This is a genomic window from Streptomyces sp. NPDC003023 (assembly GCF_042888225.1).
GTDB lineage: Bacteria > Actinomycetota > Actinomycetes > Streptomycetales > Streptomycetaceae > Streptomyces.
The window spans coordinates 370,585-386,213 of the sequence record NZ_JBIAPL010000007.1; the positions used below are offsets into that span (position 1 = coordinate 370,585).

General features: G+C 72.1%; 14 protein-coding genes. 12 read left to right on the forward strand and 2 right to left on the reverse strand.

From position 1 onward, the window contains the following. The first annotated feature begins 47 nt into the window (after nucleotides 1-47). From ACFYV1_RS24190 to ACFYV1_RS24215, 6 genes are all read left to right on the forward strand, one after another. A complete protein-coding gene (locus ACFYV1_RS24190) occupies nucleotides 48-371 on the forward strand; it encodes an integration host factor (protein WP_003956414.1) in 324 nt (107 codons plus the stop codon). A 38-nt stretch (nucleotides 372-409) separates the two neighbouring features. Next, the gene (gmk, locus tag ACFYV1_RS24195) at nucleotides 410-973 is read left to right on the forward strand and encodes a guanylate kinase (protein ID WP_389397615.1); all 564 of its coding nucleotides are present in this window, start codon (nucleotides 410-412) and stop codon (nucleotides 971-973) included. A 42-nt stretch (nucleotides 974-1,015) separates the two neighbouring features. Further along, entirely contained in the window at nucleotides 1,016-1,288 is a 273-nt protein-coding gene (gene rpoZ, locus ACFYV1_RS24200; protein WP_005319902.1) for a DNA-directed RNA polymerase subunit omega, read from the forward strand. Nucleotides 1,289-1,385: 97 nt separating this feature from the next. Then, entirely contained in the window at nucleotides 1,386-2,696 is a 1,311-nt protein-coding gene (gene coaBC, locus ACFYV1_RS24205; RefSeq protein WP_389397616.1) for a bifunctional phosphopantothenoylcysteine decarboxylase/phosphopantothenate--cysteine ligase CoaBC, read from the forward strand. A gap of 262 nt (nucleotides 2,697-2,958) precedes the next feature. After that, nucleotides 2,959-4,167: a methionine adenosyltransferase gene (gene metK / locus ACFYV1_RS24210; protein ID WP_389397617.1), complete on the forward strand. Its 1,209-nt coding sequence runs from the start codon at nucleotides 2,959-2,961 to the stop codon at nucleotides 4,165-4,167. A gap of 101 nt (nucleotides 4,168-4,268) precedes the next feature. After that, nucleotides 4,269-6,389 carry a primosomal protein N' gene (locus ACFYV1_RS24215; RefSeq protein ID WP_389397618.1) on the forward strand — a complete coding sequence of 707 codons (2,121 nt, stop codon included), beginning with the start codon at nucleotides 4,269-4,271 and terminating at the stop codon, nucleotides 6,387-6,389. 448 nt (nucleotides 6,390-6,837) lie between these two features. Here ACFYV1_RS24215 and ACFYV1_RS24220 read toward each other — a convergent pair whose 3' ends face one another. Then, the gene (locus ACFYV1_RS24220; RefSeq protein ID WP_389397619.1) at nucleotides 6,838-7,341 is read right to left on the reverse strand and encodes a hypothetical protein; all 504 of its coding nucleotides are present in this window, start codon (nucleotides 7,339-7,341) and stop codon (nucleotides 6,838-6,840) included. Between the two features lie 199 nt (nucleotides 7,342-7,540). On the opposite strand from ACFYV1_RS24220, the gene fmt reads away from it, so the two are divergent. The 6 genes from fmt (at nucleotide 7,541) to ACFYV1_RS24250 (ending at nucleotide 14,889) form a co-directional block, all read left to right on the forward strand. Further along, the gene (fmt, locus tag ACFYV1_RS24225; protein ID WP_389397620.1) at nucleotides 7,541-8,485 is read left to right on the forward strand and encodes a methionyl-tRNA formyltransferase; all 945 of its coding nucleotides are present in this window, start codon (nucleotides 7,541-7,543) and stop codon (nucleotides 8,483-8,485) included. Nucleotides 8,486-8,519: 34 nt separating this feature from the next. Next, nucleotides 8,520-9,953: an RsmB/NOP family class I SAM-dependent RNA methyltransferase gene (locus ACFYV1_RS24230; protein ID WP_389397621.1), complete on the forward strand. Its 1,434-nt coding sequence runs from the start codon at nucleotides 8,520-8,522 to the stop codon at nucleotides 9,951-9,953. A 429-nt stretch (nucleotides 9,954-10,382) separates the two neighbouring features. Beyond that, nucleotides 10,383-11,069: a ribulose-phosphate 3-epimerase gene (gene rpe, locus ACFYV1_RS24235; protein WP_389397622.1), complete on the forward strand. Its 687-nt coding sequence runs from the start codon at nucleotides 10,383-10,385 to the stop codon at nucleotides 11,067-11,069. A 120-nt stretch (nucleotides 11,070-11,189) separates the two neighbouring features. Further along, entirely contained in the window at nucleotides 11,190-12,254 is a 1,065-nt protein-coding gene (locus ACFYV1_RS24240) for a sugar-binding transcriptional regulator (protein ID WP_389397623.1), read from the forward strand. Nucleotides 12,255-12,429: 175 nt separating this feature from the next. Beyond that, entirely contained in the window at nucleotides 12,430-13,872 is a 1,443-nt protein-coding gene (locus tag ACFYV1_RS24245) for a GuaB1 family IMP dehydrogenase-related protein (protein WP_389397624.1), read from the forward strand. A gap of 141 nt (nucleotides 13,873-14,013) precedes the next feature. Then, on the forward strand, nucleotides 14,014-14,889 hold the full coding sequence (locus tag ACFYV1_RS24250; protein ID WP_389397625.1) for an RNA polymerase sigma factor SigF: 876 nt from the start codon (nucleotides 14,014-14,016) through the stop codon (nucleotides 14,887-14,889). Between the two features lie 303 nt (nucleotides 14,890-15,192). Here ACFYV1_RS24250 and ACFYV1_RS24255 read toward each other — a convergent pair whose 3' ends face one another. After that, a complete protein-coding gene (locus ACFYV1_RS24255) occupies nucleotides 15,193-15,603 on the reverse strand; it encodes an ATP-binding protein (RefSeq protein ID WP_389397626.1) in 411 nt (136 codons plus the stop codon). Nucleotides 15,604-15,629: the final 26 nt, after the last annotated feature.

Genomic DNA, 15,629 nt, shown 5'->3' on the forward strand with positions numbered 1-15,629 from the left:
CCTCACCGGTCCGTATCCGACAGTTCGACATCCGAGGTGACGTAGGCGTGGCTCTTCCGCCCCTTACCCCTGAACAGCGCGCAGCCGCGCTCGAAAAGGCCGCCGCGGCTCGCCGGGAGCGGGCCGAGGTCAAGAATCGACTCAAGCACTCCGGCGCCTCCCTCCACGAGGTCATCAAGCAGGGCCAGGAGAACGACGTCATCGGGAAGATGAAGGTCTCCGCCCTCCTGGAGTCCCTGCCTGGCGTGGGCAAGGTCCGCGCCAAGCAGATCATGGAGCGGCTCGGCATCTCCGAGAGCCGCCGGGTCCGTGGTCTCGGCTCCAACCAGATCGCCTCTCTGGAGCGCGAGTTCGGCGGCGGCCCCGCCTGACGTTCCCGGGCACTCCCGAGAACCTGGATAATCGCTGCATGGCAGCAGAGGTACGTCCGCGGCTGACCGTGCTCTCCGGCCCGTCTGGGGTCGGCAAGAGCACGGTCGTCGCTCATATGCGCAAGGTCCACCCCGAGGTCTGGCTCTCGGTGTCGGCAACCACCAGGAAGCCGCGTCCCGGCGAGAAGCACGGTGTCCAGTACTTCTTCGTCACCGACGACGAGTTCGACAAGCTGGTCGCGGGTGACGAGCTGCTGGAGTGGGCCGAGTTCGCGGGCAACCGCTACGGCACGCCCCGCCGCGCGGTTCTCGACCGCCTGGAGGCGGGTGAGCCCGTGCTGCTGGAGATCGACCTGCAGGGCGCCCGGCAGGTCAAGGAGTCCATGCCGCAGGCCCAGCTGGTCTTCCTGGCGCCGCCGAGCTGGGACGAACTGGTCCGCCGCCTCACCGGCCGCGGCACCGAGTCCCCGGAGGTCATCGAGCGCCGGCTCACGGTCGCCAAGGTGGAACTCGCGGCGGAGCCGGAGTTCGACACCACTCTGGTCAACACCTCCGTCGAGGACGTGGCGCGTGAGCTGCTAGCCTTGATGGCAGTTGTTTGATCTTTTGTCCGATCTTTCTGCAAGTTCTTCGGAAGGCATAGCGTGTCCTCTTCCATCACCGCGCCCGAGGGCATCATCAACCCTCCGATCGACGAGCTGCTCGAGGCGACCGACTCGAAGTACAGCCTCGTGATCTACGCCGCCAAGCGCGCGCGTCAGATCAACGCGTACTACTCGCAGCTCGGAGAGGGCCTGCTCGAGTACGTCGGACCGCTGGTGGACACCCACGTCCACGAGAAGCCGCTCTCGATCGCCCTGCGCGAGATCAACGCGGGTCTGCTGACCTCCGAGGCCATCGAGGGCCCGGCCCAGTAGGCGCACGAAGCTCTTCACCACAGGCCCGGCGGATCTCCGCCGGGCCTGTGGCGTGTATCGAGGGGCGCGCGAGACGCTCCTTCGCGGGTGATGCAGCATGAGGACGTACGGATCCGGGCCCAGCGACGCGGTGGGCGCGACGGAGGCGGGAGACGCGGTGGTGGACGCAGTGGACGCAGTGGACGCAGTGGACTCGTTGGGCGCGGCACGCAGGCCGAAGGTCGTTCTGGGGGTCAGCGGGGGCATCGCCGCCTACAAGGCGTGCGAGCTGCTGCGCAGGCTCACCGAGTCCGGCCACGACGTCCGGGTCGTGCCGACCGCGTCGGCGCTGCACTTCGTCGGCGAGGCGACCTGGTCGGCACTGTCCGGCAACCCCGTCTCGACCGAGGTCTGGTCCGACGTCCACGAGGTCCCGCACGTACGCATCGGCCAGCACGCCGACCTCGTCGTCGTCGCCCCGGCCACCGCCGACATGCTCGCCAAGGCCGCCCACGGCCTCGCCGACGACCTCCTGACCAACACCCTGCTCACGGCCCGCTGCCCGGTCGTCTTCGCCCCGGCGATGCACACCGAGATGTGGGAGCACCCGGCCACCCGGGAGAACGTGGCCACGCTGCGCCGTCGTGGGGCCGTCGTGATCGAGCCCGCCGTGGGCCGGCTCACCGGCGTCGACACGGGCAAGGGCCGCCTGCCGGACCCGAATGAGATCTTCGAGATCTGCCGCCGGGTCCTCGCCCGCGGCGTGGAGGCCCCCGATCTGGCCGGACGCCACGTCGTGGTCAGCGCGGGCGGGACCCGTGAGCCCCTCGACCCGGTCCGCTACCTCGGCAACCGGTCCTCCGGAAAGCAGGGCTACGCACTGGCCCGTACGGCGGCCGCCCGCGGCGCCCGCGTCACCCTCGTCGAGGCCGGCACCGGGCTGCCCGACCCGGCCGGCGTCGACGTCGTCCGCGTCGGTACGGCGGTGCAGCTGCGCGAAGCCGTGCTCAAGGCGGCCGCGGACGCCGACGCCGTGGTCATGGCGGCCGCCGTCGCCGACTTCCGCCCCGCCGACTACGCGCCGGGCAAGATCAAGAAGAAGGACGGGGTCGAGGCGCCCGTCGTGACCCTGGTCCGCAACCCCGACATCCTCGCCGAGATCTCCGCCGAGCGTGCCCGGCCGGGGCAGGTGATCGTCGGCTTCGCCGCGGAGACCGACGACGTCCTCGCCAACGGCCGGGAGAAGCTGCGCCGGAAGGGCTGCGACCTCCTCGTCGTCAACGAGGTGGGGGAGCGCAAGACCTTCGGGGCGGAGGAGAGCGAGGCGGTCGTGCTGTCCGCCGACGGCGGTGAGACCCCCGTGCCGTACGGTCCCAAGGAAGCCCTCGCGGACACGGTGTGGGACCTGGTCGCGCCGCGTCTGCGGTGAGAACCCTTCCTGAACGCGCGGTGACGCGTGAGGGCCGCCCCGGCATCGGAAACCCGCGAAATGTGGCGAATCGCTCGGTCCGCAGGCGCTATCGTCGTACTGTCTCGGCCGTGGCCCCAGGTCAGCGGACTCCCAGCCTGCGAGACGGGGTGTCCGGTGTCGGAGCGCGACCGATAAACTGGTTCGTGGAACGTCGCGGGGCGCAGCCCCCTGCCGGTCCGTCAATGATCAGCCAGCAGCCGCTGCAACCCCAGGGAGCGATGTGTCCCGCCGTCTCTTCACCTCGGAGTCCGTGACCGAGGGTCACCCCGACAAGATCGCCGACCAGATCAGCGACACGATTCTCGACGCCCTCCTGCGGGAGGACCCGACCTCCCGGGTCGCCGTCGAGACCTTGATCACCACCGGCCTGGTGCATGTGGCCGGTGAGGTGACCACCAAGGCGTACGCCGACATCCCGACCCTCGTGCGCAGCAAGATCCTCGAGATCGGCTACGACTCCTCCAAGAAGGGCTTCGACGGCGCCTCCTGCGGCGTCTCCGTCTCCATCGGCGCCCAGTCCCCGGACATCGCGCAGGGTGTCGACACGGCCTACGAGAAGCGCGTCGAGGGCGACGAGGACGAACTCGACAAGCAGGGCGCCGGCGACCAGGGCCTGATGTTCGGCTACGCGTGCGACGAGACGCCCGAGCTGATGCCGCTGCCCATCCACCTGGCACACCGGCTCTCCCGCCGCCTGTCGGAGGTCCGCAAGAACGGGACCATCCCCTACCTGCGCCCCGACGGCAAGACGCAGGTCACCATCGAGTACGACGGCGACAAGGCCGTCCGGCTCGACACCGTCGTCGTCTCCTCGCAGCACGCCTCGGACATCGACCTGGACTCGCTGCTCGCGCCCGACATCCGCGAGTTCGTCGTCGAGCACGTGCTGAAGCAGCTCGTCGAGGACGGCATCAAGCTCGACACCGACGGCTACCGTCTGCTGGTCAACCCGACCGGCCGCTTCGAGATCGGCGGCCCGATGGGCGACGCCGGCCTCACCGGCCGCAAGATCATCATCGACACGTACGGCGGCATGGCCCGTCACGGCGGCGGCGCGTTCTCCGGCAAGGACCCGTCCAAGGTCGACCGCTCCGCCGCGTATGCCATGCGCTGGGTCGCCAAGAACGTGGTCGCCGCCGGCCTCGCCGCACGCTGCGAGGTCCAGGTCGCGTACGCCATCGGCAAGGCCGAGCCCGTCGGTCTCTTCGTCGAGACGTTCGGCACCGCGACCGTCGAGGTGGACAAGATCGAGCAGGCCATCGCCGAGGTCTTCGACCTCCGCCCGGCCGCGATCATCCGCGACCTCGACCTGCTGCGGCCCATCTACGCCCAGACCGCGGCCTACGGCCACTTCGGCCGCGAGCTGCCCGACTTCACCTGGGAGCGCACCGACCGGGTGGACGCGCTGCGCGCGGCGGCGGGCCTGTAGACCCGCGGCTTCCGCCTGCACCAGGGCCCGGACCGTCAGCGGTCCGGGCCCTCGCATGTGCGGCGGCCGGTGCTGTCAGTGGTCTCTGGCAGGATCTTTCCGTGAGCAGTGAAGACAGGCAGCCTCCAGAGCCCGCCGCCGACGGGCCCGAGCAGCTTGCGCTCATCCGTGAGAGCGTCCGCAAGGCCAGACCGCCCAAGGCCAAACCGCGCACCTGGCGCGGAGCGGCGCTCGCCGGGGAACTGCCCGTCGCCCGCGTCGTGGTCAACAAGGGCGTACTGCACCTCGACCAGTACTTCGACTACGCCGTCCCCGAGGAGCTCGACGCCGACGCCCAACCGGGGGTGCGGGTGCGGGTGCGCTTCGGCGCGGGGGCGCACCGGGTCCGCGACGGCCGCCGCGAGGGCGGCGGACTCATCGACGGCTTCCTCGTGGAACGGCGCGCCGAATCCGACTACGGGGGAGCGCTCGCCGCACTCGCCTATGTCGTATCGCCGGAGCCGGTGCTCAGCCCCGAGATCCTCTCCCTCGCCCGCGCCGTCGCCGACCGCTACGCGGGCAGCCTCGCCGACGTGCTCCAGCTCGCCGTCCCGCCGAGGAACGGCCGTGCCGAGTCCAAGCCCTCGCCCGCCCCGCTGCCCCCGCCGCCCGCACCCGATCCCGGCACCTGGGAGCGGTACGGACGGGGCCCGGCCTTCCTCGGGTCCCTCGCGGCCGGAGGCGCCCCGCGGGCCGTGTGGACCGCGCTGCCCGGGCCGCGCTGGCCCGACGAACTGGCCCGCGCGGTGGCCGCGACCCTCGCGTCCGGACGGGGCGCGCTCGTCGTCGTTCCCGACGGTCGGCGGGCCGCCAGGGTCGACGCCGCCCTCACCGCACTGCTCGGCGAGGGACGGCACGCCCTGCTGACCGCCGAGTCGGGCCCCGAGAAGCGGTACCGCCAATGGCTCGCGGTGCGGCGCGGATCCGTCCGCGCGGTCGTGGGGACCAGGGCCGCGATGTTCGCGCCCGTCCAGGACCTCGGACTGGTCGCCGTCTGGGACGACGGCGACTCCAGCCACAGCGACGACAACGCACCCTTCCCGCACGTCCGCGAGGTACTCGAGCTGCGGGCCGGCCACGACAGATGCGCGTTCCTGCTGGGCAGCACGAGCTGCACCGTCGAGGCCGCCCAGCTCGTCGAGAGCGGCTGGGCGGCGCCCCTCGTCGCCGACCGGACACAGGTCAGGGAACACGCGCCCCTGGTACGGACCGTCGGCGACCACGACCTGGCCCGCGACGAGGCCGCCCGCGCGGCGCGCCTGCCCAGCATCGCCTGGCAGGCCGTACGCGACGGGCTCGCCGACGGGCCCGTACTCGTCCAGGTGCCCCGACGCGGCTACGTACCCAAGCTCGCCTGCGAGCGGTGCCGGACCCCCGCCCGCTGCCGCCACTGCGCCGGTCCCCTGGAGGCACCCGACGAGCACGACCTGCGGTGCGGCTGGTGCGGCCGCGAGGAGCAGGCATGGCACTGCGTGGCCTGCGGATCCAACCGCCTGCGGGCGCAGATCGTCGGCGCCCGTCGTACGGCCGAGGAACTGGGCCGCGCGTTCCCCGCCGTGCCGGTGCGGACCTCGGGCCGCGACCACATCCTGGACTCCGTGCCCGCCCGGCCCGCGCTCGTCGTCTCCACGCCCGGCGCGGAGCCCGTCGCCGAGGGCGGGTACGCGGCCGCCCTGCTCCTCGACGGCTGGGCCATGCTCGGCCGGCCCGACCTGCGGGCCGGCGAGGAGGCACTGCGCCGCTGGATTGCGGCGGGCTCACTGGTCCGGCCGCAGTCGGAGGGCGGCATCGTCGTGGTGGTAGCAGAGCCGACACTGCGCGCGGTTCAGGCGCTCGTGCGGTGGGACCCGGTCGGACACGCGGTGCGGGAGCTGGCGGAACGGGCCGAGCTCGGCTTCCCGCCCGTGTCGCGGATGGCAGAGGTGACGGGGCGGGCAGCCGCTGTGACCGCGTTCCTGGACGGCATGGAGCTCCCGGAGGAGGCGGAGGTACTGGGGCCCGTACCGGTGGAGGGCCCGGCCCGTCCCGTCGCGGGGGAGCGCTGGGAACGCGCGCTGCTGCGGGTGCCGCCGGGCAGGGGCGCGGCGCTGGCCGCCGCGCTCAAGTCGGCCCAGGCGGGCCGCTTGGCGCGGGGCGGCCAGGACCAGGTGCGCATCCGTATCGACCCGCCCGACATCGGCTGAGCTCGCTGACGCTCGCGGCAGCCGGGTCGCACACGGGGCCGCACCAGCCCTCCGGCGGGGGCCCCGTCGGCCTGGGGTGCGGCGGGGGCGAGGGGCGTGAGCCGGGGGGAGGGGGACGCGCAGGGGGCGTGTTCGGGACGTAAGGCGTCGTGAGCCCAGGGGGAGGCAGGCTCGGGAAAGCAGTCCCGGACATGCCCCCGGAGCGGCCCCCGGACACCAAGGCCAACGGACCGGGCCCCGCCCGAGACGCGCAAAGACCGGGCAACGCCCGGAACCGCACCCGGACACCAAGCAACACGGACCGGGCCCTGCCCGGCGCCGCGCACCCACCGGACCCTGTCCGAGACGCCGAAGCCGGGCCGCCGGGAAACGTACCCGGACGCCGAGCACACCGGACCGGGCCCGGCCCGAGGACGTGGCCCGGTCCGCCGCCCCCCCAGGGGGCAGGTCAGCCGTTGCGGGGCGCCGGGAACGCGCTGGGCCGGGGGTCCGCCGTCTGGGGCGGCATCGAGCGCGCCGCCGGGACCGCGGCCAGGCCGGGCGGCGGGAGAGTGCGGGTCACCGCGGAAGCCTCGGACTCCGCCTCCGCGGCGGATGTGGACGCCTGCCGCCGCGAGCCGTAGCGACGGTGGACCGCCTGCTTGGTGACCCCCAGCGCCGAGCCGACGGCGTCCCAGGAGAAGCCGAGGGAGCGGTCGAAGTCCACGGCCGCGGTCACCAGCGTCTCGACGCTGTCCCGCAGTTCCTGCGCGAGGCGGACGGTCGGGGCGGGCGCCCTGCCGTAGACGACGAAGCCCGTGGAAGGGCCGGAGCGGCGCGGGCGGTAGACGTTCCCCAACTGGGCGGTGAGCGTGCGCAGCGCGTCCACCTGCCGGCGGACCCGCTCGATGTCCCGTACCAACAGGTGCAGGCTCGCCCGGGCTTGGGCGTCGTGGGTTGCGTGGTCGGCCATTGACAAGCCTCTCGAACCGGCGATTAAAAGGGTCAATCTCTCTTGACCAACGCGTCGGCGGCCGGTCTGGTCACGCTTCGGGGCGTATGCGCATGTGCGCGGGGCGCACGGTCACCCGTACGCCCCCTGATCCCGGGGCTCATAGACTGGTGTGCTGCTCGTCACCGCACGTCCCAGTCTGAGAGGCAGTCAGCCACCGATGAAGCTCGTCTTCGCAGGTACCCCCGAGGTCGCCGTTCCCGCCCTGGACGCCCTGATCGCCTCCGACCGGCACGAGGTCGCCGCGGTCGTCACCCGGCCGGACGCGCCCGCGGGCCGCGGCCGGCGGCTGGTCGCCAGCCCGGTCGCGGAGCGCGCCGCGGAAGCCGGGATCGAGGTGCTCAAGCCGGTGAAGCCGCGAGACGAGGAGTTCCTGGCGCGGCTCCGGGAGATCGCACCGGACTGCTGCCCGGTCGTCGCCTACGGCGCGCTGCTCCCCAAGGTGGCTCTCGACGTGCCGGCGCGTGGCTGGGTGAACCTGCACTTCTCGCTGCTGCCGGCCTGGCGGGGCGCCGCACCCGTGCAGCACGCGATCCTGGCCGGTGACGAGATGACGGGCGCCGCGACGTTCCAGATCGAGGAGGGGCTCGACTCCGGACCGGTGTACGGGGTGATCACCGAGCCCGTCCGTCACACGGACACCAGCGGCGACCTGCTGACCCGGCTGGCCTTCGCCGGGGCCGGACTGCTCGCGGCGACCATGGACGGCATCGAGGACGGCACCCTGCACGCCGTACCGCAGCCCGCGGAGGGCATCACCCTCGCGCCCAAGATCACCGTCGAGGACGCCCACGTCGACTGGTCCGCCCCCGCGCTCCGCGTCGACCGGGTCGTCCGGGGCTGCACTCCCGCGCCGGGAGCGTGGACGGCCTTCCGGGGCGAGCGCCTCAAGCTCGTACAGGTCGGCCTGCTGCCGGACCGCAAGGACCTGGAGGCGGGCGAGCTCGACACGGGCAAGAACTACGTGCATGTGGGGACCGGGTCCCATGCCGTCGAGCTGCTGTGGGTGCAGCCGCAGGGCAAGAAGCCGATGCGGGCGGCGGACTGGGCGCGCGGCGTCCGGATCGCCCCGGGCGAGCGGGTGGGCGCACCGGCCGTAGGCTGAGGGAGATCAGCACTTCTCTAACGCGGAGCACCTTTTGAGTGAGCAGTCCCGTCGCCGTCCCCCCAAGCCGCACCGCCGCCCCAAGAAGGATCCCGTGCGGATCCTCGCCTTCGAGGCGCTGCGGGCCGTCGACGAGAGGGACGCGTACGCCAACCTCGTCCTGCCGCCGCTGCTGAAGAAGGCGCGCGAGAAGGACGACTTCGACGGGCGTGACGCGGCGCTGGCGACGGAGCTGGTGTACGGGACGCTGCGTCGCCAGGGCACGTACGACGCGATCATCGCGGCCTGCATCGACCGGCCGCTGCGCGAGGTCGACCCGCCCGTGCTGGACGTGCTCGCCCTGGGTGCGCACCAGCTGCTGGGGACTCGCATCCCGACGCACGCGGCCGTCTCCGCGAGCGTGGAACTGGCCCGGGTCGTGCTCGGCGACGGGCGGGCGAAGTTCGTGAACGCCGTGCTGCGCAAGATCTCCCAGCACGATCTGGACGCCTGGCTCGAGCGGGTCGCGCCTCCGTACGACGAGGACGCGGAGGACCACCTCGCGGTCGTCCACTCGCACCCCCGGTGGGTCGTCTCCGCTCTGTGGGACTCGCTCGGCGGAGGCCGTGCGGGCATCGAGGACCTGCTGGAGGCCGACAACGAACGGCCCGAGGTGACGCTCGTGGCACGCCCCGGGCGTTCGACCACCGGCGAGCTGCTGGAGGTGCTGGGGGAGGACTCGGCCCTGCCGGGACGCTGGTCGCCGTACGCCGTCCGGCTCGCCGAGGGCGGCGAACCCGGCGCCATCGACGCCGTGCGGGACGGACGGGCCGGCGTCCAGGACGAGGGCAGCCAGCTGGTGGCCGTCGCCCTCGCGAACGCGCCGCTGGAGGGCAGCGACGAGCGGTGGCTCGACGGCTGCGCGGGGCCCGGCGGCAAAGCGGCGCTGCTCGGGGCCCTGGCGGCCGGCCGCGGCGCGGCCCTGCTGGCCTCGGAGAAGCAGCCGCACCGTGCGCGGCTGGTCGAGCGGGCCCTGTCGGGAAACCCCGGCCCGTACCAGGTGATCTCGGCCGACGGCACGCGTCCGCCGTGGCGCGAGGGCGTATTCGACCGGGTGCTCGTCGACGTCCCCTGCTCGGGACTCGGTGCCCTCCGCCGCCGCCCGGAGGCCCGCTGGCGCCGCCGCCCGGAGGACCTGGAGGGCTTCGCACCGCTCCAGAGGGAGTTGCTGCGTGAGGCGCTGAAGGCCGTCAGGGTCGGCGGCGTGGTGGGATACGCGACCTGCTCCCCGCATCTCGCGGAGACCCGCGTCGTCGTGGAAGACGTCCTGCGCGGGCGGGGTGGCCCCGCCGCCGCGGCGGAGTGGGTGGACGCCCGGCCGCTGATGCCCGGCGTCCCGGCCCTCGGCGACGGTCCCGACGTCCAGCTGTGGCCGCATCTGCACGGCACGGACGCGATGTACCTGGCGCTGCTGCGACGCACGGCCTAGGGACTCTGGTTCGGATCACGCCCGGCTCGCGCGTCCCGGCGGGGACGCGCGGGAACCGCCCCATGCCGCTTCGCCGTCGGTCGTCGGCTCTCCATGGCCTCCCGTGCCCTCCGCACGGGAGGCGCTCCCTCCGCCCTCCGGCCGCACCCACCGGACCCTCCCCCGCACCCGACGGCCGTGCGGGACCCCCGGTCGTTGGACGGCCTGATCCGGGCGGAGGACCCTGGGCGGTCCGCCGCGGCAGGCTGCCGGGCCGCCTGCCGCGGCGCCGGATCCCGCTCCCCGTCCGCCCCGACGGACCCATGGCCGAATCGTCGCCGACGAAATCACCGGGATTGCGGCGGACTGTGGCGGTCCGGCGAGCACTTGGTCCGTACCGAGTGCCGTCCCGAGGAGGGGAAGTGTCCGAGGGCATGGCAGGCTTGGGCCATGGCCGTTCAGATCAACCCCAGCATCCTCTCCGCGGACTTCGCTCGCCTCGCGGACGAGGCGAAGGCTGTCGAGGGCGCCGACTGGCTCCACGTCGACGTGATGGACAACCACTTCGTGCCCAACCTCACCCTGGGTGTGCCGATCGTCGAGTCGCTCGCGAAAGCGACGGACACCCCGCTGGACTGCCATCTGATGATCGAGAACCCGGACCGCTGGGCCCCTCAGTACGTCGAGGCCGGCGCCGGTTCCGTCACCTTCCACGTCGAGGCCGCGGCCGCGCCCGTGCGTCTGGCGCGTGAGATCCGGGCGAAGGGCGCGCGGGCCTCGATGGCACTCAAGCCGGCCACGCCCATCGAGCCGTACGAGGACCTGTTGTCCGAACTCGACATGCTCCTGATCATGACCGTGGAACCGGGCTTCGGCGGGCAGGCGTTCCTCGACATCATGCTGCCGAAGATCCGCCGCACCCGGGAGCTCATCTCCAAGCACGGTCTGCAGCTGTGGCTGCAGGTCGACGGCGGGGTGTCGGCGTCGACCATCGAGCGGTGCGCCGAGGCCGGCGCGGACGTGTTCGTGGCGGGATCGGCCGTCTACAGCGCGGACGACCCGGCCGCGGCGGTGCGGATGCTGCGTGAGCGGGCCGCGGCGGTGACGGCCTCCGCGCCATGGGCCTGCGGCCACTGAGCGAAGCCCGCGTCGGCGGTGCTTGTTCAACCGATGTTGGCCCGGCAGGGCTGATCAAGGACGGCCGGATCTGACAGGATGGCGGATCCGGAGTGTGTACAGGGTTTGCGTGTGTACGGCATGAACAGCAGTGAGGAGATCGCGGTGTCTGCTAGGTCGGCGGGACGGTCTGCCCTGCGGATGGGGCCCGCTGAGCTTGTGCAGGCGGCGGCCATGGCCCGTCGCTTCTATCTCGAGGGCAAATCCAAGATCCAGATCGCTGAGGAGTTCGGCGTCAGCCGCTTCAAGGTGGCGAGGGTCCTGGAGACGGCGCTCGAGCGTGATCTCGTCCGGATCGAGATCCGTGTCCCCGCCGAACTGGACGCCGAGCGCTCCGACGCGCTGCGCGCCCACTACGGTCTGCGGCACGCGGTCGTCGTCGAGTCCCCGTCGGAGGGCGCGGACGAGTCGCCGGACCCGGAGAACCTTGGTGAAGTCGCCGCCGACCTGCTCGGCGAGCTGGTGGCGGAGGGCGACGTACTGGGCCTGGCCTGGGGCCGCTCGACCATCCACATGGCCGCGGCCCTCGACCGGCTGCCCCCGTGCACCGTCGTCCAGCTCACCGGCGTGTACGACGCGGGCACCGCCGAGCGCGGCTCGGTCGAGGCGGTTCGAAGAGCGGCCCAGGTGTCGGGTGGCGAGGCCCACCCCATCTACGCCCCCATGCTGCTGCCCGACCCCGCGACCGCGGCGGCACTGCGCAACCAGACGGGCATCGCGCGGGCCTTCGAGTACTTCGACAAGGTCACCGTCGCGTGCGTCTCGATCGGCTCCTGGGAGCCCGGCATCTCCACGGTGCACGACATGCTCTCCGACGAGGAGCGCTCCCACTACGCCTCCCTCGGTGTGGCCGCGGAGATGTCGGCGCACCTCTTCGACGCCCAGGGCCGCCGGGTCGGCCGTGACCTCGGCGAGCGCTGCATCACGGTCGAGGCCGACCGGCTGCGGCGCATCCCCGAGGTCGTCGCCATCGCCGGCGGCCCCCGCAAGGCGGAGGCCATCAACGCCGTGCTCCGCTCCGGCCTGGTCACCAGCCTGGTGACGGACACGGCGGCGGCCGACCTCCTGCTCGCCGCCGACCCCAACCCGCGGCCCGCCCTCGAGCGTGCCGACCCGGACGACCAGGGCATCGCCTCGGGACGGTAGGGGTGCTCGGCCGAGCCGTCGGCGGCGTTTGTACGATCACACCGGAGCACCACCGCTGACCTGGACGATTGTCCCGGACCGGTCAAGGGGATCGGCATGGGAGAATGAAGTACGTGCGTTTTCCTCCGGCCGCATCGCCGGGGGGCCGACTCCGATCGACTGGGATGTTAAGCACGTGCGTTTCCTCAATGACATCAAGCCCCCGTACGACCTGACGTACGACGACGTCTTCATGGTGCCGAGCCGTTCGGCCGTCGGCTCGCGGCAGGGCGTGGACCTCTCCTCCCCGGACGGGACCGGTACGACCGTGCCGCTGGTCGTGGCCAACATGACCGCCATCGCCGGCCGCCGGATGGCCGAGACCGTCGCACGTCGCGGCGGGCTCGTCGTCATTCCGCAGGACATCCCGATGGAGGTCGTCACCGACGTCATCTCCTGGGTGAAGACGCGGCACCACGTACTCGACACCCCGATCGTCCTCGAGCCCCACCAGACCGTCGCCGACGCGCTGTCCCTGCTGCCCAAGCGTGCGCACGGCGCCGGTGTCGTCGTGGACGCGGACCGCAGGCCCGTCGGCATCGTCACCGACCACGACCTTGCCGGAGTCGACCGCTTCACCCAGCTGTCCGAGGTCATGTCGAAGGACCTCCTGCTGCTCGACGCGGACATCGACCCGCGCGAGGCGTTCAACACCCTCGACGGCGCCAACCGGCGTTACGCACCGGCCGTCGACGGCGACGGCAGGCTGGCCGGAGTGCTCACGCGGAAGGGCGCGCTGCGCGCGACCCTCTACACGCCCGCCGTCGACGCCCACGGAAAGCTGCGCGTCGCCGCCGCCGTCGGCATCAACGGCGATGTGGCGGGCAAGGCCGGGCAGTTGCTCGACGCGGGCGTCGACACGCTCGTCGTCGACACGGCGCACGGCCACCAGGAGTCGATGATCAGCGCGGTCAAGGCCGTCCGGGCGCTCGACCCGAAGGTGCCGATCGCCGCGGGGAACATCGTCGCCGCCGAGGGTGTGCGGGACCTGATCGAGGCCGGGGCGGACATCGTCAAGGTCGGAGTGGGCCCCGGTGCCATGTGCACCACCCGCATGATGACCGGCGTGGGCCGCCCGCAGTTCTCGGCCGTCCTCGAGTGCGCCACGGAGGCCAGGAAGTTCGGCAAGCACGTGTGGGCCGACGGCGGTGTCCGTCACCCGCGCGACGTGGCGATGGCACTGGCCGCCGGCGCGTCCAACGTCATGATCGGCTCCTGGTTCGCCGGGACGTACGAGTCCCCCGGCGACCTCCAGCAGGCCCCCGACGGCCGGTTCTACAAGGAGTCCTTCGGTATGGCCTCCGCCCGTGCCGTGCGCAACCGCACCAGCGAGGAGTCGGCCTACGACCGCGCCCGCAAGGCCGTGTTCGAGGAGGGAATCTCGCACTCGCGGATGTTCCTCGACCCCAGCCGTCCGGGAGTCGAGGACCTGATCGACTCGATCATCGCGGGCGTCCGTTCCTCCTGCACGTACGCGGGGGCGGGCTCACTCGACGAGTTCGCGAAGAACGCGATCGTCGGTATCCAGAGCGCCGCCGGCTACGCCGAGGGCAAGCCGCTGCACGCCAGCTGGAGCTGACCCGCAGTCACCTCGTCCGGCCCGTCACAGGAGTGGCGGGCCGGACCTCGTCGTTTTCGGCCAACTCGACATTCGGCGCATGTGCTGAAGGAACGCGGGTAGGCGCGTCTTCGCACTGACATCGGAGCAGGGGAGGACGAAGTGTCCACGGCGAGCACGGTCCCGACCGAACTCACGCAGCCTGGAGCAGCGCGCCCGGAACCGGCGGCGCTGGATCTCCCGGACGTGCAGAACCCGGGGGAGGTTGCACCCAAGGACGCACGTGAGATTTCGAAGGTCTTCTTCGTGCGGCTCGCTTCCCTCGAAGAAGGAACCCACGAGCACCAGTACGTGCGCAACACCCTGATCGAGCTCAACCTGGCCCTCGTGAAGTACGCCGCGGGCCGCTTTCGCAACCGTGCGGAACAGATGGAGGACATCGTCCAGGTCGGCACGATCGGCCTGATAAAGGCCATCGACCGGTTCGAGCTGAGCCGCGAGGTGGAGTTCGCGACGTTCGCCGTCCCCTACATCGTCGGGGAGATCAAGCGCTTCTTCCGTGACACCAGCTGGGCCGTGCATGTGCCGCGCAGGCTCCAGGAGCTGCGGATAGACCTCGCCAAGGCCGTCGACGAGCTCTCCCAGAAGCTGGACCACACACCCACCACCGCGGAACTCGCGGAGCACCTCGGTCTGGACGAGGAAGAGATCATCGAGGGTGTGGTCGCGAGCAACGGGTACACGGCGGGCTCCATCGACATGCCGATGGACGACGCCTCCGACCACACGGCGGTGCCGCTGTCCGACCGGCTGGGCGCACCGGACGCCGAGTTGGAGACCGCGGAGAACGTGCAGGCGCTCAAGCCGCTGATCGAGGAGCTCGACGACCGCGACCGGCGCATCCTGCAGATGCGGTTCGGCGAGGAGATGACGCAGTCGGAGATCGGCGTGGAGCTGGGTGTGTCCCAGATGCACGTCTCCCGGCTGCTGTCGCGGATCACCGGCCGGCTGCGCGAAGGACTGCTCGTGGTGGAGTGACGAGGCGTACCACCGCGGGGCCTTCCGCCGGGCCCCGCGGGCGCTCCGGCGGCCCCTTGCCGGTGCCGTGGCTGACGCCTCGCGACGCACTCCCGTGCGCATGTTTTCAAGACCGAAGCCCCCCACGGGCAGAAGCGGCGTCCTGGTCGACCGGGACGCCGCTTCTGTTTCCTCCGCCGGCTCCGTGCTCCGTGCGCTCCAGCCGCCGAAGGCCCGGCGACCCGTGAGTCACCTCGGACCGGGAAGCGCCGGTCGGCTGTGGGACCCGGTCGGCTGTGGGACCTGGCTGGCTGTGGGACCCGGTCAGGCGGGGGACGGGGCGAGTGGCTGCCGCACCCACGTCGCCCGAATGCTCTTTCCGTACGGAAGCTGACGGACCTCGACCCGGCCGGCGAGCCGCTGCACCATGTGCCAGCCGAATCCGCCGCCGCCCGCGAAGTCGGGTTCGCGGGCGATCGGAGGCAGCGGGCTCGAGTCGTCCATCTGCACGAGCAGGGTGTCGTGCCCCGCGGTCAGACGCAGCCGCCACCACCCGGCCGCGGTGTGGCGCACGGCGTTGGTGACGAGTTCGGAGACGACGAGCAGCACCGCGTCCGGGTCCACCCACGGGCAGTGCTGCACCAGAAAGTCCGCGGTGGCCGTACGGGCCCCCGCGCTGTGTCTGCTCTCCTCGTGCGGTGATTCCTCGATCACCACCTGCGGCTGCGCGTTCATCAAGGCTCGCTTACCCAGAAGTCGCG